This window comes from Vibrio japonicus (assembly GCF_024582835.1).
In the GTDB taxonomy this organism is placed as follows: Bacteria; Pseudomonadota; Gammaproteobacteria; order Enterobacterales; family Vibrionaceae; genus Vibrio; species Vibrio japonicus.
This window is the reverse complement of sequence record NZ_CP102096.1, coordinates 222,008-246,206: the sequence shown is the minus strand read 5'-3', so window position 1 is coordinate 246,206 and position 24,199 is coordinate 222,008. Positions and strand designations below refer to the sequence as shown.

General features: G+C 45.2%; 26 protein-coding genes. 8 read left to right on the top strand and 18 right to left on the bottom strand.

Annotation, left to right across the window (positions count from 1 at the left end; genetic code table 11):
- Positions 1–131: 131 nt before the first annotated feature.
- On the top strand, positions 132–902 hold the full coding sequence (tpiA, locus tag NP165_RS01190) for a triose-phosphate isomerase (protein WP_257084552.1): 771 nt from the start codon (positions 132–134) through the stop codon (positions 900–902).
- Between the two features lie 104 nt (positions 903–1,006).
- Positions 1,007–2,359 (top strand): MATE family efflux transporter, encoded by a 1,353-nt coding sequence (locus NP165_RS01185; protein WP_257084551.1) that lies wholly within the window; start codon positions 1,007–1,009, stop codon positions 2,357–2,359.
- A gap of 64 nt (positions 2,360–2,423) precedes the next feature.
- On the opposite strand, the gene rraA is transcribed toward NP165_RS01185, so the two are convergent.
- The 3 genes from rraA to efp all read right to left on the bottom strand — a co-directional run bounded on the left by rraA (position 2,424) and on the right by efp (position 4,618).
- Positions 2,424–2,942, bottom strand: coding sequence for a ribonuclease E activity regulator RraA (gene rraA / locus NP165_RS01180; protein ID WP_257084550.1), 519 nt, complete (start codon positions 2,940–2,942; stop codon positions 2,424–2,426).
- Between the two features lie 76 nt (positions 2,943–3,018).
- Positions 3,019–3,936, bottom strand: a complete 918-nt coding sequence (locus NP165_RS01175; RefSeq protein WP_257085527.1) for a 1,4-dihydroxy-2-naphthoate polyprenyltransferase — start codon at positions 3,934–3,936, stop codon at positions 3,019–3,021.
- 115 nt (positions 3,937–4,051) lie between these two features.
- A complete protein-coding gene (gene efp, locus NP165_RS01170) occupies positions 4,052–4,618 on the bottom strand; it encodes an elongation factor P (protein WP_257084549.1) in 567 nt (188 codons plus the stop codon).
- 33 nt (positions 4,619–4,651) lie between these two features.
- On the opposite strand from efp, the gene epmB reads away from it, so the two are divergent.
- Positions 4,652–5,674 carry an EF-P beta-lysylation protein EpmB gene (epmB, locus tag NP165_RS01165; protein ID WP_257084548.1) on the top strand — a complete coding sequence of 341 codons (1,023 nt, stop codon included), beginning with the start codon at positions 4,652–4,654 and terminating at the stop codon, positions 5,672–5,674.
- Positions 5,675–5,746: 72 nt separating this feature from the next.
- Complete coding sequence (locus tag NP165_RS01160; protein ID WP_257084547.1) at positions 5,747–6,307, top strand: MgtC/SapB family protein; 561 nt, start codon at positions 5,747–5,749, stop codon at positions 6,305–6,307.
- 60 nt (positions 6,308–6,367) lie between these two features.
- Here the strand turns inward: NP165_RS01160 and pfkA are convergent, their stop codons facing one another.
- The 3 genes from pfkA to NP165_RS01145 form a co-directional block, all read right to left on the bottom strand.
- Positions 6,368–7,330, bottom strand: a complete 963-nt coding sequence (pfkA, locus tag NP165_RS01155; protein ID WP_257084546.1) for a 6-phosphofructokinase — start codon at positions 7,328–7,330, stop codon at positions 6,368–6,370.
- Positions 7,331–7,610: 280 nt separating this feature from the next.
- Entirely contained in the window at positions 7,611–8,519 is a 909-nt protein-coding gene (gene fieF / locus NP165_RS01150; RefSeq protein ID WP_257084545.1) for a CDF family cation-efflux transporter FieF, read from the bottom strand.
- Between the two features lie 110 nt (positions 8,520–8,629).
- Positions 8,630–9,124, bottom strand: coding sequence for a CpxP family protein (locus NP165_RS01145; protein ID WP_257084544.1), 495 nt, complete (start codon positions 9,122–9,124; stop codon positions 8,630–8,632).
- 184 nt (positions 9,125–9,308) lie between these two features.
- Between NP165_RS01145 and NP165_RS01140 the strand changes: the two genes are divergently transcribed.
- The 4 genes from NP165_RS01140 (at position 9,309) to trmL (ending at position 12,662) form a co-directional block, all read left to right on the top strand.
- Positions 9,309–9,995 carry a response regulator gene (locus NP165_RS01140; protein ID WP_257084543.1) on the top strand — a complete coding sequence of 229 codons (687 nt, stop codon included), beginning with the start codon at positions 9,309–9,311 and terminating at the stop codon, positions 9,993–9,995.
- Positions 9,995–11,380: an envelope stress sensor histidine kinase CpxA gene (gene cpxA, locus NP165_RS01135; protein ID WP_257084542.1), complete on the top strand. Its 1,386-nt coding sequence runs from the start codon at positions 9,995–9,997 to the stop codon at positions 11,378–11,380. Before NP165_RS01140 ends, cpxA begins: the two co-directional genes overlap by 1 nt.
- 78 nt (positions 11,381–11,458) lie before the next feature.
- Entirely contained in the window at positions 11,459–12,076 is a 618-nt protein-coding gene (locus NP165_RS01130; protein ID WP_257084541.1) for a superoxide dismutase, read from the top strand.
- A gap of 106 nt (positions 12,077–12,182) precedes the next feature.
- Positions 12,183–12,662, top strand: a complete 480-nt coding sequence (gene trmL, locus NP165_RS01125) for a tRNA (uridine(34)/cytosine(34)/5-carboxymethylaminomethyluridine(34)-2'-O)-methyltransferase TrmL (protein WP_257084540.1) — start codon at positions 12,183–12,185, stop codon at positions 12,660–12,662.
- Positions 12,663–12,729: 67 nt separating this feature from the next.
- On the opposite strand, the gene trpS is transcribed toward trmL, so the two are convergent.
- The 12 genes from trpS to pilM all read right to left on the bottom strand — a co-directional run bounded on the left by trpS (position 12,730) and on the right by pilM (position 24,066).
- A complete protein-coding gene (gene trpS, locus NP165_RS01120; protein WP_257084539.1) occupies positions 12,730–13,746 on the bottom strand; it encodes a tryptophan--tRNA ligase in 1,017 nt (338 codons plus the stop codon).
- Positions 13,747–13,863: 117 nt separating this feature from the next.
- The gene (locus tag NP165_RS01115; RefSeq protein WP_257084538.1) at positions 13,864–14,550 is read right to left on the bottom strand and encodes a phosphoglycolate phosphatase; all 687 of its coding nucleotides are present in this window, start codon (positions 14,548–14,550) and stop codon (positions 13,864–13,866) included.
- Complete coding sequence (gene rpe, locus NP165_RS01110) at positions 14,551–15,222, bottom strand: ribulose-phosphate 3-epimerase (RefSeq protein WP_257084537.1); 672 nt, start codon at positions 15,220–15,222, stop codon at positions 14,551–14,553. It abuts the gene before it with no gap.
- 103 nt (positions 15,223–15,325) lie between these two features.
- Positions 15,326–16,153: a Dam family site-specific DNA-(adenine-N6)-methyltransferase gene (locus tag NP165_RS01105; RefSeq protein ID WP_257084536.1), complete on the bottom strand. Its 828-nt coding sequence runs from the start codon at positions 16,151–16,153 to the stop codon at positions 15,326–15,328.
- 67 nt (positions 16,154–16,220) lie between these two features.
- Positions 16,221–17,741 (bottom strand): SPOR domain-containing protein, encoded by a 1,521-nt coding sequence (locus tag NP165_RS01100; RefSeq protein WP_257084535.1) that lies wholly within the window; start codon positions 17,739–17,741, stop codon positions 16,221–16,223.
- 93 nt (positions 17,742–17,834) lie between these two features.
- Entirely contained in the window at positions 17,835–18,938 is a 1,104-nt protein-coding gene (gene aroB / locus NP165_RS01095; protein ID WP_257084534.1) for a 3-dehydroquinate synthase, read from the bottom strand.
- Between the two features lie 30 nt (positions 18,939–18,968).
- Positions 18,969–19,487 (bottom strand): shikimate kinase AroK, encoded by a 519-nt coding sequence (gene aroK / locus NP165_RS01090; protein WP_257084533.1) that lies wholly within the window; start codon positions 19,485–19,487, stop codon positions 18,969–18,971.
- 177 nt (positions 19,488–19,664) lie between these two features.
- Complete coding sequence (locus NP165_RS01085) at positions 19,665–21,320, bottom strand: type IV pilus secretin PilQ (RefSeq protein WP_371133701.1); 1,656 nt, start codon at positions 21,318–21,320, stop codon at positions 19,665–19,667.
- Between the two features lie 91 nt (positions 21,321–21,411).
- Positions 21,412–21,927 (bottom strand): pilus assembly protein PilP, encoded by a 516-nt coding sequence (locus NP165_RS01080; protein WP_257084531.1) that lies wholly within the window; start codon positions 21,925–21,927, stop codon positions 21,412–21,414.
- Positions 21,917–22,507, bottom strand: a complete 591-nt coding sequence (locus tag NP165_RS01075; RefSeq protein WP_257084530.1) for a type IV pilus inner membrane component PilO — start codon at positions 22,505–22,507, stop codon at positions 21,917–21,919. Before NP165_RS01075 ends, NP165_RS01080 begins: the two co-directional genes overlap by 11 nt.
- A complete protein-coding gene (locus NP165_RS01070; RefSeq protein WP_257084529.1) occupies positions 22,500–23,081 on the bottom strand; it encodes a PilN domain-containing protein in 582 nt (193 codons plus the stop codon). The genes NP165_RS01075 and NP165_RS01070 overlap by 8 nt, the downstream gene beginning before the upstream one ends.
- Positions 23,071–24,066, bottom strand: coding sequence for a type IV pilus assembly protein PilM (gene pilM, locus NP165_RS01065; RefSeq protein ID WP_257084528.1), 996 nt, complete (start codon positions 24,064–24,066; stop codon positions 23,071–23,073). Before pilM ends, NP165_RS01070 begins: the two co-directional genes overlap by 11 nt.
- Positions 24,067–24,199 lie beyond the last annotated feature (133 nt).

The following is a 24,199-nucleotide window of genomic DNA, read 5'->3' as shown; positions in this document are numbered from 1 at the left end:
CCTCACCCAATAGGTAAGATCCTGTCTAGATATGATACTAGTCATGATCTGGCTAATTTAATCTGTTATATTCCTACGAAGATTTATTACATTCATACACTTTTTACATTAGAAATAAGGGAGATATTCCTATGCGTCGTCCTGTAGTGATGGGTAACTGGAAACTTAATGGCAGCAAAGCAATGGTTAAAGAGCTGCTAGCTGGAATTAACGCTGAACTTGAAGGCGTTGAAGGTGTTGATGTAGCCGTTGCTCCACCAGCTCTATACCTTGACTTGGCTGAGCGTGTCATCGCAGAAGGCGGTAACAAGGTAATCTTAGGTGCACAAAACACTGACCTAAATAACAGCGGTGCATTCACAGGTGATATGTCTCCTGAAATGCTAAAAGACTTCGGTGCAACTCACATCATCATCGGCCACTCTGAGCGCCGTGAATACCACAACGAGTCTGACGAGTTTGTTGCTAAGAAATTCGCATTCCTTAAAGAAAATGGCCTGAAGCCTGTTTTCTGTATCGGTGAGTCTGAAGCGCAAAACGAAGCAGGCGAAACTGAGGCTGTATGTGCACGTCAAATCAACGCTGTAATCGACGCTTACGGTGTTGAAGCGCTAAACGATGCAATCATCGCTTACGAACCAATCTGGGCTATCGGTACTGGTAAAGCAGCAACAGCTGAAGATGCTCAACGCATTCACGCGTCTATCCGTGCAATGATCGCAGCGAAAGACGCAGCAGTCGCTGAGCAAGTGATCATCCAGTACGGCGGCTCTGTTAAACCAGAAAACGCTGAAGCTTACTTTGCGCAGCCTGATATCGATGGTGCTCTAGTTGGCGGTGCATCTCTAGATGCGAAAAGCTTTGTTGCTATCGCTAAAGCAGCAGCAAAAGCGAAAGCTTAATTTTAAAACATTTTCCTCAAGGTCAGCCCAACGCTGGCCTTTTTTGTATCTGCTTGGCTAATCAAGTATGCTACGTTTTTCCTCCGCTAGAGTAGTTATTCACGATGAAGGATAAGCATGGCCTACTAACTGGTTCTATTCCCTTAGTATTGCGTCAAATGACCGTGCCGATGATATTCGGTCTGGTTGCTATTTTGATGTTTAACCTAGTGGATACCTTCTTTATTTCTCTGCTCGGAACACAAGCTCTCGCGGCCATCAGTTATACCTTCCCTGTCACATTCACCGTCAACTGCATCACAATGGGCATTGGTATAGGCTTATCCACGAACATAGGCCGCTTGCTGGGGCAGGGAGAAGCGCAAGATGCTGCACGATTTTCTAGCCACGGCCTAATTCTTGCGGTAACACTGGTTGCCATTGCCTGCGCGATAGGTTTCGCTACGATTGATCCACTCTTTTTACTGTTAGGAGCAGAAGAAGAGTTATTACCTCTGATCAATCAATACATGCAAATCTGGTACTTCACCATTCCTCTTTTAGTCATCCCAATGGCGGGCAATAGCGCAATTCGCGCCACTGGTGATACAAAAACACCCGCTAAAATCATGATGCTGGCAGGATGTATTAACGGCATACTTGACCCATTACTTATCTTTGGTATCGGACCTTTTCCCGAGCTAGGTATTCAAGGTGCGGCCATTGCTAGCGCATTAAGTTGGTTAGGCGCTTTAGTCTGCTCTTTGTATGTGCTCATCAAGAGAGAAAAATTACTCGCCCTCCCCTATCTTCCGAGAGTGCTTTCTGATTGGAAACTCATTCTAAAAATAGGAACACCTGCCGCACTATCTAATGCGATGAATCCCATCTCGGGTGCGATTTTGATGATGATGTTGTCTAGCCATGGCACCGCTGCTGTAGCTACTTATGGCGCAGCGCAGCGTATAGAATCGATTCTGATCTTGGTGCTGATGTCTCTCACCTCGGCTTTAACCCCGTTTATTGCTCAGAATGTTGGGGCGAATAACCCTGCACGCAGCTTTGCCGGGCTTTTCCTGAGCATTCGATTTTCGGTAGTCTTTCAGTTTGGCATTTTCATCATGATGGTGCCGCTCAGCATCCCGCTTGCCGCTCTCTTCTCACAAGAGCAAGAAGTTAAAAACCTATTGTGGCACTACCTACTCGTTGTACCGTTCAGCTATGGTTTTCAAGGGATTGTCATGATGTTGATTGCTGGCTTAAATGCATTGCATCAACCGTTAAGAGCGTTTCAGTGGAGCTTTATGAGATTGTTCTTTTTCACACTACCAGGCGCTTGGATTGGAAGCCTAGTTTACGACATTGAAGGGTTGTTTATTGGCATCGCCTTGGGAAACATTGTCGGCGGGATTTTAGGTTATCTATACGCACTAAAGCTCCGAAAAGAGTACCTCTCTCCTCGGTCTTGTCAGGCATAAATGCAACGTAGATACAAAGTAGATGCAAAAACACCGGCAAATACCGGTGTTTTTATAAACTTATTTAGTCAGGGCTGATTTCATCTTCTTCAACTTCAAGAACCACATCGAGAGGTTCTTGAGACAAAATCACGCCAGTATTATCGGCGTATAAATAATCTTCAGGAAGGAAGGTTACACCACCAAAGTTCACTGGAATATCCACTTCACCGATGCCTTGTGACGCAGCGCCAACAGGAATAGAGGCCAAAGCCTGAATACCAATGCTCATATCTTCCAGTTCATCGACTTCGCGGACACATCCATAAACAACAATGCCTTCCCATTCGTTTTCTTCAGCCAGAGATGCCAACTCAGCATCAATCAAAGCGCGACGAAGAGAGCCACCGCCATCGACTAACAATACTCTCCCTAAACCATCTTGCTCCAACACTTCTCGAATGAGACCGTTGTCTTCAAAACACTTTAAGGTTGTCAGTTTTCCGGCAAAAGAAGCGCTACCACCAAAGTTACTGAACATAGGCTCAACAACATCGACTTGTTCAGAGTAAATGTCACATAAGGCAGACGTATTGTATTCCATCGAGTTCCTTCCCGTAGTGTTCATCATCTCCATCGAGTATATAGGGACATTAAGTCATTGCAATGACAAAGCTATATCAACTCACCAGAGTTTGAGCTATAACCACTCCAGCAAATAAAATATTGGTGACAAGCGAACATTTTACGACGACTGGCATCATTGGTGCTATCTGCGCGGGTTGCTCGGCCAACCAAACGGCCCTTCCATGCTTGTAAACGACATACATACTCAAGACAAAAGGCAAGCAAATCCACCACGGTCCTGGTTGCAATATTAGATACACCAAAAACGCCATCAGGGCTCCAACGAGCAACATCGAATGATACTGCTTCGCTTTTTTCTGCCCCAGTCGAACTGCAACCGTCTTTTTGCCGCACACTTTGTCGTTTTCAATATCTCGCATATTGTTGATATTGAGGACAGCGACAGCCAATAAGCCGCACCCTACAGCAGGTAGCGTCAACAACGGGGCAACGATACCTGTATGCAAGAAATATGTACCTGCCACGCCAAGAAGACCAAAGAAAATGAAAACCGAAATATCCCCAAGCCCAACATACCCATAAGGCTTATTACCTACTGTGTAGGCGATTGCAGCCACAATGGCGAGCACACCTAAGCCAATAAATGCCAAGATACTTGTCAGACTGTCGAGTGCATAGAATACCAAGGTGAGACCAGACACCAGAGTGAGCAGCACATTGATAATAATGGCCTGCTTCATATCACGAAGTGACACACTACCAGACTGGATGGCACGAATTGGCCCCAATCTATTTTCGTTGTCTGTGCCTTTAACTGCATCACCATAATCATTGGCTAAATTGGAGAGGATTTGCAATAAGGTCGCCGTCAAGAAAGCGAGCACAGTCACAGCAAATGAAAACTGGTGTGTAGAGTAGGCAAGCACGCTGCCCGTTAATATGGAGACCAAAGCCAAAGGAAGGGTTTTTGGTCTCGCGGCATCAAGCCAGATACGTAAAGACTGTTTCATAGTCATCAGTTTAATCACAAAGCACGAATTAAGAATTGTGGCACATCAAACAGCAGACTGAAAAACAAAAAAAGGCCACCGAAGTGACCTCTTTATGAGTTTTGGCAAATTGTGCTTATTTCACACGACCAACGTATTCACCAGAGCGAGTGTCAACCTTGATCACTTCACCGATAGAGATGAATAGAGGAACACGAACTACCGCACCAGTAGATAGAGTCGCTGGTTTACCGCCAGTACCCTGCGTGTCGCCTTTCAGGCCAGGATCTGTATCTGTTACTTCTAGCTCTACGAAGTTTGGTGGAGTAACAACAATCGGGTTGCCGTTCCATAGAGTCAACATACACGTGTCGTTTTCTACTAACCATTTCGCGCTATCGCCTACCGCTTTCAGATCTGCTGCGATTTGCTCAAATGTCTCGCTGTTCATGAAGTGGTAGAATTCACCGTCGTTGTATAGGTAATCTAGATCCATATCCATTACGTCAGCAACTTCCATCGTGTCGCCAGACTTGAATGTTTTTTCTAGAACTTTACCTGAAAGCAACTTACGGATTTTAACGCGGTTGAACGCCTGACCTTTACCTGGTTTTACATACTCGTTTTCGAGAATGACACAAGGCTCATTATCAAGCATAATTTTAAGACCGCCTTTGAATTCATTCGTGCTAACAGTAGCCATTTTTTCCTCTTACCATTCTTCGAGTTTAAATTAATGCCGCACATAATAACCCGAAATGTCGATTCTGTTGAGCAAAACTGGCTCAAACAGCTAGCGAATGGGATCTCAGATCCTTTAAAACTGCTGGAGCAGCTAGAAATAGATCCCAAACCTTGGCAAAGCGGGTTTGAAGCGAGGAAGCTTTTTGCGCAGCGTGTGCCGCAAAGTTTTGTCGATAGAATGGAAAAAGGCAATCCTTTTGATCCTCTATTGCGTCAGGTTCTACCATTATCGGAAGAGTTCGAAGTATACCAAGGGTATTCAAACGATCCTTTAGAGGAGCAAAATAACGCCATTCCCGGCTTATTGCACAAGTATCGCAATCGGGCCCTGATGATTGTAAAGGGTGGGTGTGCCATTAACTGTCGCTACTGTTTTCGTCGTCATTTCCCTTATCAAGAAAACAAAGGCAACAAATCCGTTTGGCAACAGAGTCTTGACTACATTTCTCAACATCCAGAACTGAATGAAGTCATCCTTTCCGGTGGCGATCCCTTAATGGCGAAAGATGATGAGCTACAATGGCTCATTGATCATATTGCCGATATCCCTCATATCAAACGACTGAGGGTTCACTCACGTCTGCCTGTCGTAATCCCTGCGCGAGTCACCGAACAGTTAACTTCAATTTTGGAAGGCACTCGCTTACAAGTCATTTTTGTCACTCACATAAACCATGCCCAAGAAATAAACCAAGCGCTATCCGATTCGCTGTACAAACTAAAAAGAGCCGGGGTCACTCTGCTTAACCAAGGGGTTATTCTAAAAGGCGTCAACAACAGTGTAGACGCGCAAGTGGCGTTGAGCGAAGCGCTATTTGATGCGGGTATTCTTCCGTACTACATGCACGTGCTTGATAAAGTACAAGGCGCTGCACACTTCTTTATCTCGGACGAAGAAGCGAAAAGCATTATGGCCGGAGTGATAGAGAAAGTGTCTGGATACCTAGTACCAAAACTTACGCGCGAAATTGGCGGCCGAAGCAGTAAAACACCTTTAGATTTGCACCTGGAATAATCATCACGATAAAAAAATTTTGTTCGATAGCAGTTTCTATAAACGGCATACTCCCGCGTTTTGGAGGTCAACATGCAACTACCTATCGAACAAATTCTCGACCTTGGCCCCTTTAGTTGGCCAGCCCTTCTATGCTGCGCGATCAACGGTATTTTAATTGGTGTCGAACGACAAACCCGAGGCAAACCTGTCGGTATTCGGACATCCATCTTAATCATATGTGGAACATACCTGTTCATGTCGATGGCTGTGTCACTGTCGCCCAATACTCTAGATCAAGCTAGAGTTCTTGGACAGATTATTACTGGCGTTGGCTTTTTAGGCGCAGGGGTGATGATGACACAAGATGGAAAAATCCATGGTGTAACATCGGCCGCTGTTATTTGGGTACTCGCAGCCCTAGGTCTGATGATTGGTTTGGGCTACTTGCAGCAATCTGTCGTGATTACTGTTTTAGCACTGGGCGTGCTGTTAGGTGTTGACCGCGCTGAAAACCGAGTTAAAGCACTGCGACGTGGCGTACATCAAAAGTTTCAAAGCCGAAAGCTACCATCGCGAAAATCTGCGGAAACTTACCAACCAGCAGAAAAAATTGAACCCACGCTTACTGAACCTCAAAAAATCAGTGTTTAAATATGAAAAAACCACCTAGTTTTAGGTGGTTTTTTATCACTTGATTCAATTGATTCGTTGTTAAAACAACTCTTCCGCCACTTTGTATAGATCGTGACGAACTGGACGCTTCATGTTTTCAATCGCATCGATGATGTCGTGATGAACCAGTTGCTCTCTCTGGATACCAACACAACGACCACCATGACCTTCCATAAGTAGGTGTACGGCGTAGTTACCCATACGAGAAGCAAGAACACGGTCAAATGCAGTAGGACGACCACCACGCTGGATGTGACCAAGTACCGTTGCACGAGTTTCGCGGCCAGTTGCAGCTTCAATCTCTTTAGCAAGCTCATTCGCATCCATCATTAGCTCAGTAAGCGCGATGATCGCATGTTTCTTACCTTTCTTGATGCCGTCTTTGATGTTGCTTACAAGCTTCTCTTTATCAAGACCCGTTTCTGGCGTAATAATGTACTCACATCCACCAGCGATGGCAGACATTAGAGTCAAGTCACCACAATGGCGGCCCATGATTTCAACTATTGAGATACGTTGGTGTGATGAAGAAGTATCACGTAGGCGGTCAATCGCATCAATCACGGTATTCAGCGCGGTTAGATAACCAATCGTGTAATCCGTACCTGCGATATCATTATCGATCGTGCCTGGTAAGCCGATACATGGATAACCCATTTCTGTCAGCTTCTTAGCGCCCATGTAAGAGCCATCACCACCAACAACAACGAGTGCGTCAATACCGTGTGCTTTTAGGTTTTCAATCGCCTTCTCACGAACGGCTTCGTCTCTAAATTGTGGGAAACGCGCAGAACCTAAGAAAGTACCACCTTTATTGATCACGTCTGATACGCTTGAACGATCAAGCTTTTCGATACGGTTTTCGTATAGGCCTAAGTATCCATCTTTAACACCGTATACTTCTAAACCTTCCGATAGAGCAGTACGAACCACGCCGCGCAGTGCCGCGTTCATGCCTGGTGCGTCACCGCCACTTGTCAAAACACCGATCTTCTTAATCATGCTCACCCTCGATTTTTGGAAATCTTATTTCAATTTTTACGTTGGAGGCTTACAAAAAGCCCCTGACAAAATTCTATCAACTGCACATTATGTTACCTTTCCCAATCAGGAATACTACTTTTATTTGCAGCTAATTACGTAACTTTTCTACTTATGTAAGAGTATTACAGTTTTGCAATTTAACTAATTTGATACATGTCAGGATCACAGTAAAAATTTGTAACGATGAAAAGATAGTCGATAGATGTCTCTTTGTCGCACTCTCAGCTCTTGCCTCTTTTTACCAACCTTGAGACTTTTGTACTCTTTCAGGGCCAACAACAACCGAATATGGATCCTGGTGGATAAGAACATCGGCTCCGGGAAAGCGTTCGAGTAAACTCTCTTCAACAAGATCAGATATGTGATGTGCTTCTAGAAGTGGCATTTGATCTTCAAGCTCTAAGTGGAGCTGAATAAATCGCGTCGGACCTGACATTCGTGTGCGCAGTTGATGAACCCCCAAGACACCTTCGACTGACAAACAGCATTCTCTGATTTGCTTTAGCTCTTCATCCGGTAACTTTCTATCCAACAATGTCTGAGTGGCTTCCGTGATCATTTTGAACGCGCTGTAAAGAATGTAACCGCCGATACCAATCGCGAATACCGCATCTGCTTGACCAATGCCAAACCAACTGAGCCCCAAGGCAAGCATAATTGCCGCATTCATGTAGAGGTCAGATTCATAATGTAACGAATCCGCGGCTATCGCTTGGCTGCCTGTTTTCTTTACAACATATTTCTGAAACCTGACCAAACCAAACGTCACCACAATAGCGAATAAGCTCACGTACACACCATATTCCGGTGATTGAAGGGCATGCGGGCGGAAGAATCGTTCAACACCATTTAAGATAAGAAATACCGCCGAGCCAGAAATAAACATCGCCTGCGCTAATGCGGCAAGAGATTCGGCTTTGCCGTGGCCAAAAGTATGTTCACGATCGGCGGGTTGTAAGGCGTAGCGGATGACCACCAGATTGACCAAAGACGCGGCAATATCAAGCATGGAGTCAATAAGGGACGCCAATAAGCTAACTGAACCAGTTACCCACCACGCACCCACTTTCACCACCAATAAAAGCGTCGCTACTATCGTCGCGGTCCATGCAGCCATTGTCACTAAACGAGCATATTCTTGTTTCATAAAGCAATTCTAGTTATTTCGAACTCTTTAAGTATAACCTCTCAAAGATTGAATAAAAATGAAACAAGAAAGGCGACTGTTACGTCGCCTTTTTATCCTCTGACACTGACTTATTTATCAGCGTTCATACGTTTTTGCATTCGGTCGGCACACTGACCTGCACGCTCGTTTTGCAGTTCGGTAAATTTCGCTTTCTGTTCTGGTGTCAGGATACTGAGCATCTGATGGTGTCTTTCCATCATCTGTACTTTTCGCTCTGTTTGCTGCTCAACCATTTCCTTCGCAAGTTCGTTAGCAGCGGCTTTGTCAAAGTTGTCCGCAAGAATCAATGCATGCACTTTAGCTCGGTGCGCCTGCATCTCTGCGCGCTTAGCTTCAAAGTCGCCTTTCCATTTATCTTTGCCTGATTTGCGCATCTCATTCAGTTTTCCTTGCTGCTCTTCGGTAAGGTCCAATTGACCCATCATGCCGCGCTCAAACCCTAATCCGCATTCATCCTGTGGACCTTTGTGATGATTTTTACCACCGTAGGCAAACACACTTGCAGCACCCAGTGTTAATGGAAGAACAACAGCAGCCAATACCAGTTTCTTTGCAGTTTTCATAATCGTACCCTTCAAATTTAGTGATGGAGTGGAGCTGTCTTCACAGCGCTTAACTATAGATTACAACTCAGTGCGTAAAGTGGCGTTTAGGAAGCGTAAATGAACGTAAAGAGTAAAATTTACGCTAAATATCACTCAAGTTTCCCAGTACTATAAAGGTATAGAAGCAAACAGAGACATTTTCATGGCACACATACTTTTAATTGATGACGATACCGAACTTACCAGCCTGCTCAAAGAGGTACTCTCTTATGAGGGGTTTACTGTGTCTGAAGCCAATGATGGAGAAGCTGGACTTGCCGCATTAACCAGCGAAATAGATTTAATCTTACTCGACGTCATGATGCCAAAGCTCAACGGAATGGAAACCCTCAAACGACTTCGTGAGCACTGGGAAACCCCCGTACTCATGCTGACAGCAAAAGGCGAAGAGATTGATCGAGTGATTGGCTTAGAACTGGGCGCAGATGACTACTTACCTAAACCATTTAGTGACCGAGAGCTGCTTGCTCGTATCCGCGCAATCTTACGCAGAACGCAGTCCAACAACCATGTAAAACATAGTGATTGCGTTCAGTATCAAGATCTAAAAGTGTTCCCGGGCAAATTAGAAGCTTACTGCAATGACCAATTACTCGAACTCACCACCACAGAATTTGCTCTGCTCAATCATTTTGTCCAACATCCGGGCGAAACACTGACGAAAGATGAATTGAGCATGGATGTGCTGGGGAAACGACTGGCTGCTTTTGACCGAGCCATAGATATGCATGTCTCAAACCTTCGTAAAAAATTGCCCGAAAGAGAAGATGGCAAGCCGCGTATAAAAACGCTCCGAGGTCGAGGGTATCTTTTGGTTGAGGAGGGCTGATGCGTCTTCCTAAGTTCAGCAGCCTCTATGGCCGTATTTTTGCTATTTTCTGGTTCACCATGTTTTTGGTGTTACTGGCGGTGCTCGCCCTTCCCCACCTTGACCCGCGTAAAGCACATGATATCCCAAGCGAACATTTCCAACGTATGCTGGAGGTGAAACACGACATCGAACAGCGCTACAAAAACACCTCAGACTTGGGACGCATCATCTTTGAGTTGGAAGGTGGAAATCGCTCTCCTCGAGATGGCAGACCACGTTACTTCTTGACCGACCTGGAAGGCAGCATTCTGACAACCCGCAGTCCAAAAGATTTCAAACTGAAAGCCCTACAAAACTTTATCACTACTATTGAAAGCCCCGAGCACCCCAAGCAAAAACTTTACGGACATTATTTGGTGGCGGGCCCTCTACCCATTACACTCGCCAATCAAAACTTGCTGGTGTACGTGGGGTTTAAGTGGAACGAACCACCGCCCTTTTTATTAAGAATGTTTGACCGGCCGTTTCAACTATTGCTGGCGGTAATGGTAGTCAGTACCCCATTGCTTCTTTGGTTGGCTTGGGCACTGAGCCAGCCTGCCCGTAAATTAGAACGAGCAGCTCAGCGTGTTGCCAATGGTGAGTTTGTTGTGGATCCCGAACTCGAAAAAGGCACTTCAGAGTTCAGGCAAGCTGGGGCGAGCTTTAACCAGATGGTGGAAGCCATCAATCAAATGGTCTCAGGTCAACAACGCTTACTCTCAGATATTTCTCACGAGCTGCGCTCCCCACTTACGCGCTTAAGAATGGCCACCGCCCTAGCAACACGCAAACAAGGAGAAAGTCCTGAACTTAGCCGAATAGATACCGAAGCTCAGCGACTTGAACAAATGATTGGCGAGCTACTCGAATTGTCACGCATGCAGGCCAACAGCCATGTGACGCGTGAGGAACAACCTATCTCTAGCCTGTGGGAAGCGATTCTCTCGGATGCCCAATTTGAAGCCGAACAGATGAAGAAAAAGCTCAGTTACAGCGATATTCCAAATCGTTCGATTTCGGGCAACCCTAATTTACTGATGAGTGCGGTGGATAACATTGTACGCAATGCAATTTATTACGGCGAGGATGTCATCGAAGTCACGATGACTGAACAAGGAAACCAACTTAATATCACGGTTGACGACAATGGTGACGGCGTCCCCGAAGAGGAATTGGAAGCGATCTTCCGACCGTTCTATCGCGTTTCAACCGCACGAGATCGCCATAGTGGCGGAACTGGACTTGGCATGACCATCACTGAAAGTTCGATTCGTCAGCACAGCGGTACGATTGTCGCCAAGCGAAGTGCTCTAGGTGGTTTATGCGTCGTGATCACTTTACCTTTGGTACCAGTGAAATAACCTTACCAAAAACACAGTTGATAATAAGTATCATTAACATGTAGAGTTAGTCCTTCAATTATGGAGGATTAACTTACTATGTCTCATACATTCCCAGACCTACCTTACGCTTTTGATGCACTTGAACCTTATATTGATGCGAAAACCATGGAAGTGCACTACAGCAAGCATCATCGTACCTACTACGATAAATTCATTACCGCGATTAAAGGCACAGAGCTTGAGAACGCGTCTCTCAGTGAGATTTTTGATCAGATTTCTAAGCATTCTCCTGCGGTAAGAAATAACGGCGGGGGCTACTACAATCACATTCTCTATTGGAACTGCATGTCGCAATACGGTGGTGGCGCACCCGATGGAGACTTAGCCGATGCTATCACTGACACTTTCGGTAGCATGGATAAATTTAAGCAGATGTTTTCCGATGCCGCAGTTAACACATTTGGTTCGGGGTTCGTATGGTTAATCGTAAAAGATGGAGAGCTCGCAATTACGTCCACCAGCAACCAAGATAACCCTCTCATGGATATCGCTGAAGTTAAAGGTGAACCGATTCTCGCACTCGATGTCTGGGAACATGCTTACTATATCAGCTACCAAAATCGTCGCCCCGAATACATTGATGCTTGGTGGAATGTGGTGAATTGGGAGGCCGTTAGTGAAAACTACGCCGTCGCCTTAGCACAAAATGCATAGGCCAATTTACTCAGGAACAAAATCTAACAGCGTCAGACTTGGCGGCCTATAAAAGCCGCCTTATACTTCTCGTCTTACATCCATTAGTAGATAAGACACTGACACTATGTTCGATATCGCCCTATACGAGCCAGAAATCGCACCCAACACCGGTAACATTATCCGCCTGTGTGCAAACTGTGGCGCCAACCTACATTTGATTGAGCCGTTAGGGTTTGATTTAGAAGAGAAGAAAGTCCGCCGCGCAGGTTTGGACTACCATGATCTTGCTCGCGTAACCCGTCACAAAGACTACCAAGCATTCATTGAGTATTTAGAAAGCGAGCGTAAGGACGGTTACCGAATTTTCGCGTGCACCACGAAAACCACAGGTCATCATGTGGATGCCAATTTCCAGAAAGGCGATGTATTGTTGTTTGGCCCTGAAAGCCGTGGATTACCTGCTGACTTGATTGAAAGCATGCCTATGGAGCAGCGTATCCGTATTCCAATGATGCCAGATGCTCGTAGCCTCAACCTTTCCAATGCGGTCGCTATCATCGCATTTGAAGCTTGGCGTCAGATGGGCTTCGAAGGCGCTCAATAAACGAGTCCCATAAACAAAAATCCCGGCGATGACAGCCGGGATTTTTAAGAATGCATTCACGTTTTGTTTATGGACGCCCCACAAAACCCACCGCTTTATACACTTTCTCAAGCGTAATCGCTGCGCGAGCAGACGCCTTCTCTGCACCTTGCTTCATGACTTCATTCATGTAAGCGCGATCTTCACGGATACGGTGGAATTCAGATTGAATTGGCTCAAGCATCGCCACAACCGCTTCACCCACATCTTTCTTGAACGGGCCGTACATTTCAACGCCCTTGTACTTCGCCTCAATCTCTTCAAAACTCATTCCTGATGCAGCAGAGTACAAACCCATTAGGTTCGCAATACCCGCTTTGTTCTCGATATCATGACGGATACTCGGTGGTGTTTCCGTATCCGTCTGAGCTTTGTTGATCTTCTTGATGATCGATTTCGGGTCTTCCAACAGAGTAATCACGTTCTTACGGTTATCATCTGATTTCGACATCTTCTTCGTTGCATCCTGAAGGCTCATTACGCGAGCATTCACCGTTGGGATGTAAGGTTCTGGAATCGTAAAGATCGGATTTTCTGGCGAGTAGATGTTGTTAAAGCGAGTCGCGATATCGCGTGCAAGCTCTAAGTGTTGCTTCTGGTCATTACCAACTGGCACTTGGTTTGCTTGGTACAACAGAATATCAGCCGCCATTAGCACTGGGTAACCAAACAGACCCGCATTGACGTCATTCGCGTAACGCGCTGATTTGTCTTTAAACTGAGTCATGCGGCTCAGTTCACCCATTTGGGTATAACAGTTAAGAAGCCAACCAAGTTGAGCATGCTCTGGTACGTGTGACTGAACAAATAGCGTGCTCTTTTGCGGATCAACACCAACGGCAAGACAAATAGCAAGTGCATCCAGTGTTGCTTCATGGAGTGCTTTAGGGTCCTGACGAACCGTAATCGCATGAAGATCCACAACACAGTACTGGCAATCGTAATCATCTTGCATCTGATGCCATTGACGTAGAGCACCCAAGTAGTTACCGATACTTAGTTCACCTGACGGTTGAACACCACTCAATACAATGGGTTTGCTCATGGGAATAATTCCTTTGACTTCTTATCTAAATAAATGAAAAAAAACCGTGTGAGTTCTAGTCACACGGTTTACTCAGTGTACTCATTAACGAGTATTTTGGAAGCTCTTTTAGTTCAACTAAGCGGAAACTGCCACTACATCGATCAAATCTGCGATGGTGTCGGCGACAAACTCAGGTTGAGACGCGGCAATCGGTTCGCCATGGTTGTAACCATAAGTTAAACCAAACGAATAACATCCCGCATTTTTTGCCGCTAAGATATCATTTTTTGAGTCACCCACCATCAGCATCTCTTGTGGCTGACAATTATGCTTTTCCATCAACCAATTCAGTGCGACTGGATTCGGCTTCTTCTCAGGAAACGCATCGCCGCCCAATACATCGACAAAGAACTGACTAATGCCGTGTTTTTCTAGAATTTCAGGCACAAACTTTGAAGGTTTGTTCGTCACTAGCGCCAGTGTAAAACCCGCTTTGTGTAACTCTTCCAGTGTTTCTTTCACCGCTGGGTATAAATGGCTAAGCTTGTGACCACTTTTATCGTAGAAGTCATCAAACAGCTCTCGAGCCTTAACCAGCAAATCACCATCAAGATCTTCGCTGACTGTCATGCTCTGACTCAATGAGCGACCAATTAACACGTCAGCACCATTACCTACGTAATCACGTACTTTCGCCTCAGAGACACTAGGATAACCCAGCGCCTGTACGGCTTGGTCAGCAGCGATAGCTAAATCAGGCACACTGTCTAGAAGCGTGCCGTCGAGGTCGAATGCAATCAGTTTAATGTTATTAGAAATCAATTAATTTACCTCAGCTAGTTGCGCACGCATTTGGTCAATGACCGCTTTGTAATCTGGCTGATTGAAGATGGCAGAGCCTGCAACAAACATATCTGCACCCGCTTCCGCGATCTCTCTGATGTTGTCTACCTTAACGCCACCATCAATCTCCAAACGGATGTCGCGACCAGATTCATCAATCATCTTACGTACAGCGCGTAACTTGTCCAATGTATTTGGAATAAAAGACTGCCCGCCAAAGCCTGGGTTTACTGACATTAGTAGAATCATGTCTACTTTGTCCATAATGTATTCAAGGTGGCTGAGCGGCGTCGCTGGGTTAAGCACAACACCCGCTTTACAACCGTGTTCTTTTATTAGCTGCAAAGTGCGGTCAACGTGCTCAGACGCTTCAATATGGAACGTAATCATTGAAGCCCCAGCCTTAGCGAAGTCAGGAACAATGTTGTCGACAGGTTTTACCATTAGGTGCACATCAATCGGTGCAGTGATACCGTAGTCACGCAGCGCTTTACAGATAGGTGCACCAAAAGTGAGGTTCGGTACGTAATGGTTATCCATAACATCGAAGTGAACCACATCCGCGCCTGCTGCGAGCACCTTTTCCACGTCTTCACCAAGGCGAGCAAAGTCTGCAGACAGAATGGATGGAGCGATAAGGAAATCTTTCATACCTGACCTCTAAAATTAATTGGCATCATTGCACTGAATAAGAGTTGAGCGCAATTCTACCTAAGCTGAGAGTCAGATGGTAGGTTGAGAAAGAGAAATGTGACTATCCGTTGTTTGCAGGCTTAAACAAAGCTAACAGTTCATCAACCTTATTACGCCCCGCACCATTGCGACTGATCGTGCGTTTTACCTTCACGACATTTAAGTCTGCACCGTGGTACAGGCGACGCGTTAAGGTCGTATCGTGGTTAGATATGAGAACTGGAATACCGCGCTCTGTTGCCGCTTTTTCTGCAATGTCTGCCAGTGCGGCTTGGTCATCAAGCGTAAACCCGTTTCCAGCATAAGAAGTAAAATTAGCGGTCGTAGACAGTGGTGCATAAGGAGGATCGCAATAAACAACGCTGCCTTTACGCGCACGTGAAAACGTCTCTGGGTATCCTTCACAGACAAAAGTAGCTTTCTTGGCTTTTTCTGCAAAAAATTCTAGTTCAGCTTCTGGGAAATACGGTTTTTTATAAGAGCCGAATGGTACGTTAAAGCCACCTTTCTTGTTATAGCGACATAGACCATTGAAACCAAATCGGTTCATGTACAAAAACGCTAATGAACGAAACATGACGTCATCGGTCGCATTAAATTCAGCTCGGAAATGCAAATAGGCTTCTTTTCGGTTGTTCTCAGGGGTAAACCAGCGTTTGGCCTCTGAGATGTACTCTTCTGGGTTCTCTTTAAGGAGATTATAGAGATTGATGAGATCAGGATTAATATCAGCCAATAAGTACTGATCGTAATCCGTGTTGAGAAATACCGAACCAGCACCTACGAACGGTTCTACCAGCTTGCGCCCTTGCGGCAAATAACGCTGGATATCTTCGACAAGTCCGTATTTCCCCCCCGCCCATTTAAGGAAGGCTCGCTGCTTCTTCATCTACTGCTCTATCTATCAACCAAAATCAAGGCTGCGGAATGTAACATATTTTGCTACGAATCTCAGACTATTTTCCGCGCTCAAGTTCACTCTGTACCTGGCGTAAGGATTTAGCCCAAGGCTCAAGACTTTGTAACTCTTTAGAAAGTGTTCCCACGGCATCTCGAGCCCCTTGAATCGTCGTAAAATTATCAAAGGTCACAATGAACCATTCAACATCATTTCGAATTGTCGGATAAATATAGACTTTCTCGGTAAGGCTATGGGCTTGGAGAAAATCTCTCACATCGTCCACACTCGTGACCGCCGCCAATTGCAGCGTGTAACTGCTTGGCGAAAAGTTCTTTAACGCTTCCTCAGTAAATGAAACCTCGATTTCTGGATTTAGCTCATTTGAAGTCTCAATCTCTTCGGCTTGCGTGACTTCAGGTTTCGCTTCTTTAGACTCAGGCATGGCTTCTTCGGGTTGAGTTTCTTTAGCTTGAACATCGGAAGCTTCTGAATCTGGAGCTTGCTCTTGAGCCGACGCCTCAACAACCTGGTTTATCGCACTGGTATCCACCTCGTCTTCTCTTCCCTCTAGAAGCGCATCCACCACTTCTGAGTTGATCACCACACGCTGTTGTTGGTTAGCGGAGTCGCCAACGCTGGTGACTTCATCAGTGACCGAAGGTGGCAGCGATGCTGAGTCATCTTCCGCTTCAAACGTTGCCGTCTGGCTTTCTGTTTGCGGCAAAGTTGGAATCACTGTCTGCTCAGTGGATTGTGTGATTCTGTTGGCTTTATCGTCTGGAGAGGGCTGCAGTATTAACCATGCATAACCACCACCAATGATGAGCAACAGGATCAGGACAACCAAAGCTATGTTGACAGGAGACCCGACGATCGATCGGATAATAATTTGTTTTTCCACTTTGTAATCCCCCAAGGCCATAATGTCTCCCGGACGACGTCCAACCGTCCGATAAGCATGGCGAACTCGCTTTTCTAGATCATCATCGACATATCGGATCACTAAGCGCTCAAAGAAACGATCCGCTTCCTGCTCACTCAGTGGCTCTATGTCAAGACTGATTGGCTTCTGCTCTTGTCCGTAACTCAAACGAGCTAACACCGCGTCCAGCCTTTCATTAGCGCCAGACTCGGCAAACAGTAAAACATTAACCGTCCACAACTGGGAATGCTGTGCTTCTAACACCAACATCCAAAGCTCTGAAACAAAAGACTCAGAGAGCAGGTGCGCGTCATCTATCGCAATAACGATGTCGCAGCTCTCCCCCCCCATTAAGTGGGAAAAGGATTCAGCTAAACTATCGGCAGGGTTAAAAAGGGGTTCTGAAACGAGTTGTGAGAGTATCGTGAAACGACGCTGAGCCTCATCCAGCGCAGAGAAGTTCATTAACAGAGCTTGGTTTTTATCCGTAGCCCAAACTTCAAGATAGCGCTGAACAAGCCACGTTTTGCCCGCGCCTTTACCGCCTGACACCGTCACTAAATTGGAACCAAAATTAGTCAGAAGCTGCAAACGTTCCAACAGTTCTAACTGAGAATCCAACTCCAACACATGTGAATCACGATCCATGCTCATTTCATCATCCTTAAAAGAATTTAGATTTACCAGCTTAACGGCCAGAGGCGCAGTAGGCTCTCACTGTTAAGCTGGTAGCGCTAGACTTGGAAATTATAGATCGCGGCCAAAATCAATGGCTTGTTCAATAACCGATTCTGGAGTGCCCTTCACTACTTCAGCACTACCTATGCCGGTAGGCAGCACTAATCTAAGCTCTCCTGCCAACACCTTTTTGTCTCGCATCATGTGTTTCATAAAGTCAGCAAAGGTCATTTCTGCTGGTGTATGAACAGGCAGATGCGCTCTTTTTAGAATGGTAATGATGCGTTCAAGCTGATCGTCAGAAATCAAACCTTGCAGCTGTGCTGTTTTTGCAGCCATGACAGTGCCAGCCGCGACAGCTTCTCCATGAAGCCAATTTCCGTAACCCAACTCCGCCTCGATCGCGTGACCAAATGTATGGCCTAAGTTGAGTAAAGCACGAATACCTGATTCTTTTTCGTCTTGAGCGACAACGTCAGCCTTAATCTGGCAGCATCGAGCAATCGCAAATGTTAGCGCTTGCTCATCAAGTTGATAAAGCTTCTCTAGATTCTCTTCGAGCCAAACAAAGAACGCCTGATCGTAGATAATGCCGTACTTAATCACCTCGGCAATACCTGCTGCAAACTCACGATCAGGTAGCGTTGCCAAGCACTCGGTATCAATAATCACAGATTTCGGCTGGTAGAATGCGCCAATCATGTTTTTACCCAATTTATGATTGACTGCGGTTTTGCCGCCTACTGATGAGTCGACTTGGGACAGAAGTGTGGTTGGAATTTGGATAAAGTCGACGCCACGCTGGTAACAAGCAGCAGAAAAGCCAACTAAATCACCAATAACACCGCCACCAAGCGCAACAATCACGACGTCTCGGGCATAGTTGCCTTCCAACAAGAAGCTCATGACTGTGTTGAAGGTATCGAGAGACTTGTATTGCTCACCGTCAGGCAGTTCAAGCAGTGATGCTTCACAACCCTGTTGTTCGAGTAGCGAGATAATTTTCTCAGCATAAAGTGGGGCGACAGTGACATTACTGATCACGACAACTTTCTGTTTTGCTGATGAATTAGAGCGGTTAAGAAATGAAAGGTGGGCCGGATCATTAAATAATCCGGCACCAATTGAAATGGGATAGCTACGTTCACCTAAGCTGACCGTAATCCGTTCCATGGTACTTCTCCAGTTGCTAAAAATTACGTATTAACGTTCTTCTAGCATTTTTACAATCTGGTTGGCTACCACTTTTGCACTTTGATCGTCTGTACGTACTGTGTAATCCGCTATTTCTTCGTAAAGTGGATTACGTTCACCCGCTAGAGTTTCCAAAACTTCGCGTGGGTCGTCAGTCTGTAGCAGAGGACGCTTCTTGTCGCGGTTAGTACGCGCAAGTTGCTTCTCGATAGTTGTTTCAAGGTACACAACTATGCCACGAGCAGATAAACGATTACGGTTCTCTTTGCTCTTAATTGAGCCGCCGCCTGTCGCTAGTACGATCCCCTGCTCTTCGGTCAGATCGTTAATCACCTTCTCTTCGCGAATGCGGAAACCTTCTTCACCTTCAACATCAAATACCCAAGCGATATCTGCGCCTGTGCGCTCTTCGATCACAGTATCAGAATCGACAAACTCCATATGAAGCTGTTGAGCTAGATGTCTACCTATTGTGCTTTTGCCGGCACCCATTGGGCCAACAAGAAAAATATTACGTTTCTCAGCCATGTTTAGCAGTAATTTACAACGTTAATTCAATGACATCGCCACAAGAACAGCCAGTATGTCACTGGTGGTTAGAAATGCTTGTGGCACCTATTCCTCACAGATAATTCGTGATAAGACCCGAAATTATCTAGATATGGTGCCACTAATGCAAATTTATTTTTTTCTGGGTATGGTTTCCTACTGAATCACTACCTTTGGCGTAACAAAAATTAGCAGTTCACTCTTACCCATTTGTTGATAACTTCGACGGAATAATGCCCCTAAAAGAGGGATATCACCCAACAAAGGCACCTTATCAACGGTGTCGGTCACATTGTGTTGGAATATACCTCCCAAGACGACAGTTTCACCATTGTTCACCAGAACTTGCGTACCGATACGCTGAGTTTTGATCGCTACCGCTTCACCATGACCTGTTTTCACCACTTCGCCCGGTCTGTCTTGCGTCACACTTAAATCAAGCACTAAACGGTTATCTGGCGTGATTTGCGGTGTCACTTTTAAACTAAGGACGGCTTTCTTAAAGGCGATCGTTGTCGCACCACTTGAAGAAGATTCCAGATAAGGAATTTCTGTACCCTGCTCAATATAAGCCGGTTTCTTGTTCGTCGTAATCAAACGTGGGCTAGAAATCACTTCCGCTTTCGATTCACGCTGAAGTGCAGATAACTCTAAATCCAGCAGTAAGTCTGAACCTAGTTTAGCAACCTGAAAGGCAATCGATGACGCATTTGAAGAAGCAGCAGCTAAATTCACATTGAGGAATTCATCGATTGGCAAGCCATCACCGCTACCTTCGTATAATCCAGCTTGGAATAAATTGCTTTCAATCGAACCACCGACTGTATTGTTACCGTTGGTCGAGGTAAAACCCCAGCGAACACCAAGCTCATCTAAGTTACCTTCACTGACCGTGACGATTCGCGCTTCAATTTGAACCTGTTTTACGGCCACATCCAGCGTCTCAATGATGTCACGAATAACATCAATGTTTTCCCTCAAATCACGGATTAACAAAGCGTTAGTACGTTCATCCACGCTCAATGAACCACGCTCGGACAACATACTCACTGTGCCATCGCCTCCGATCAGTTCCGCAATTTCAGACGCTTTAGCAAAATTCACTTTAATGATTTCCGAGTAGAGGTCCCCTAACTCTTCTTCCATGCGTGCTTGTTCAAGTGATTGCTTTTCTCTGAGATCAAGTTCCGCTTTTGGGGCAACGAGTACAACATTGCCATCAACACGCTTATCCAAACCTTTCACTTTAAGGATAATGTCGAGTACTTGCTGCCAAGGTACGCCATCCAGTCGTAAGGTTAAATTGCCCGAGACAGAGTCTGAAACCACTAAGTTAAAATCGTTGTAATCAGCGATTAATTGCAACACATTACGCACAGGGATGTCTTGGAAGTTGATCGAGATTTTTTTCCCTTCCCCTTCTAGAATACTTTTCTGCTTTGGCGCCTCATCTTTAGAGACTTTTTTAACGATAACTTCGAGATAGTTGCCGTTTAATGTGTAGTCATAGTTATATTCACCTTCGATAGCGGCAACCAAAAGCGTACTTGGTTCCTTTCGAAAGACTTCGATTGATTCCACATTTGTAGAGAAGTCTTTTACATCGAGGAGATAGACTTTTTCATCTGCTACATCGGTATTAAGTAACTCAATACTCAACCCTTCTTGAGCTTTTTGCACATCCACGGCCACTCTTGGATTGGCTAACTGAACAACAATTTGTGCGTTTTGCTCCCCATCAACTCTAAAGTCTATATTTTCCAATTTGTTACTTACGTCTTCCTGCGCCGCAGCGGCGGTCGTAAATAACATACCTATAGCCAGACACATTCCCAGGGAGGTAAATCTAGCTAATTGTTTCATTCCTTGTTCCATGATTTCATCTCAATCTACGACATCTAATCTATTTAAGTGCTAACTTGACGTTACGTTTGTTCCAACAACCTAATCCATCTGGAAGGGTTTCATTAATTTGCAAATACTTGTCCGTCACGCGGGTGACTTTTCCATTATTCAAACCGATATAATGACCAGCATTAACCTTGACCACATTTCCTGTTGGGGTTTGTACCAAGGCAGAGATCGTTCCGTTCCCACTCATCACGCCCGTCAAACGCAACTTGCTCAAAGGATACCGCTCTAACTTATCGCTCTTTCTTCGCTTCGCTGGTTGCCAACAATCTTGCTTTGCAATCGGTTGATTCAGCACCAAGGCGGCTTGAGGCAGCACAAACGGCTCACGCTCTTTATGCGCGGTATATCGAGCGGTCTGAAAATCAATGACAGGCTTGAGGTCAACGACATCCTTACGGGCTTTACGCTCAACTTGAGCAACGTACTCGTCTAATGGTTCTTGATTGGCTTTACACCCTACAAGAAGGAGGGCGATGGAAAGCGCCATAAGGCTCTTACTTTTCATCTTCGACCTCCGGCTTAAATTGATAGGTATAAGCGCGCACACGGAAATGGAGAGTGCTACTTTCTTGGCTGACTCTCTGCCAATCAATATCATCAAAATTGATGATTCTCGGCAGTTCGGCAATCGCTTGAGTGAAATCACCTATGTTGTGGTAATCACCTGTGAGTTCGATGTTCAGAGGCAGTCGATAGAGAAATTCTTGATTCTGTCTTTCACCCCAATCGATACGGGTAAAGGTCAAAGAGTTCTTCAAACCCACTTCATTCACCGACGCCAGCATACTTGCCAGCTCTTTTTGAACAGGGAGCTGTCGCGACAAATAGTCATAGCGCTCTGAAAGCTCATCTAACTGCGCTTTTAGCTTCGGCAATGTCGCGACTTTATTCGCTTTAATCATCACCGTCGTTTTTAATTCCTGCTCTTTTTGAACCAAAGTATCGAGGTTTTCGACTTTCGGTTTTAAATAAAACCAATAGCCCACTCCCTGAAGAAGCAAGCCGATGAGCAAAATCAGCCCAAGCTGGGGAAGAATGGGCCATTCAGCCATTTCTTCAATATCGAGTTCACTATATTTAGCCACGCTGCTGCTCCTCATTCACTGCTGCCGCATCTGGTGCAAAAGAAAAGGAAACCTTAAAAGTCTGGAATTTTTTACCGAATCTCGGTTTATCATGCACAATTGAGTGCATTTCAACGTTACGGATGACAGGAGAGCTTTCAAGATTGTCCAGCATCGTTGCAAGGCGAGAGGTCGTGTCGCTGATACCAGAAATTTGAATATGCAGGCCGTTCATTTTGATCTTGTCGACATACACACCTTCAGGTATCAGAGTCGGTATGACATTCATGATGTCGGCCGCCTTGTTACGCTTTTCTTGTAACTTCTCTACCACGCTCAAGCGAGTGAGTAGCGCTTTATGTTCTTGCTCCACTTTTTTTAGAGCAGCAATTTCCATATCTTGCTGCTTAATATACGAGTTGAGATATTCCAAGCGATCTTGCTGAGTGTGTTTTTGTTCTTGCAGATATAGGCCTATCGCCCATTGGATCAATACCGCGATGAGCACACCGAGTATCAACATAGATAGGAATCGTCGTTTGTGGCGCTCTCTTAACTCTTCGCGCCAAGGGAGTAAATTGACGCTATGCAACATGGGAACGCTCCATCCAATCTAATCCTCGTAATGCTAGCCCTGTCGCCGTCGTAAAAGCATGACTCGAAGAGAGGTTGGCGCTTTTCTTTAATTTGAGGGTTCCAAAAAGAGTAAGTGGATTCAATAATTCACATTGGAGATTTAAACGACGACTGATCTCTTCCGCTAACATTGGGGTTGATGCTCCCCCTCCGGACAGCCAAATGCCTTTAACATCAGCACCATTCACCGATGAAAGTAATTGAATGTTTCTTTGAAGCTTTTCAATTAAAGCGTGAATAAAGCGTTCAGTATCGCCATGCACTCTGCTCTCCATTTCCGATGAAGAATCAATAAGATGAGTGCCTAACGCTATCTCTTTACAAAAAGGCGCTTTATTTTGAAAGTCCATACAGACGGACGACTGGGTTGAGCCAACATCCAGCAGTAACCAGTCAGGTCGGTCATACAAGATAGAAGCGAGCTGCCAAACATGAACTAAACTGTGTGCCTGTACATCGAGCAATACTGGTTTAAACCCCGCTTTACTAACGGCTTGTACTCGACTCTCAACAACATCGAGTTTGGTTGCATAAACCTGATACCCTTCCATAGACTGATTCATGCCAGATTTACCTAGCTCAACGAAATCGAGACTCAATTCTTCTACCGGAAAAGGAGATTGGTGTGAAAATGCTTGAGCGATGGCGAACTCCCGTTCCTGACCTTCTAGTCCGCTATCTATTTGTAATACTTTGCTTATTACCGCATTGTCGGGAATCGCTAATGCAACTTTTTGACTAAATAGCGGCAAAGACTTTCTTAGTTCTTTGAGTTTCTTTACAATTTTCTGATAATTTAACACATGGTTGTCAGAGATAATGTCTGATTCAATTCTGATCTCTTGGTAACCAACAAGATTAAATGTGCCCTTTGATAGTTTGAGAGCGACAGCTTTAATACTGTGGTGACCAATATCAACGCCTATGACTTGAGATTTACCCATACCGCTTTGTTCCTTAGTGTTGCCTAGCTCTATGCGCGTAAATCGAAGTGTTATCCGCACATTAACCAAGAGAGCTAAGTTTTTAGCTTAAAGTACAAGGGTTTGCATAAAGTAAACCTAATCAATCAGGGAT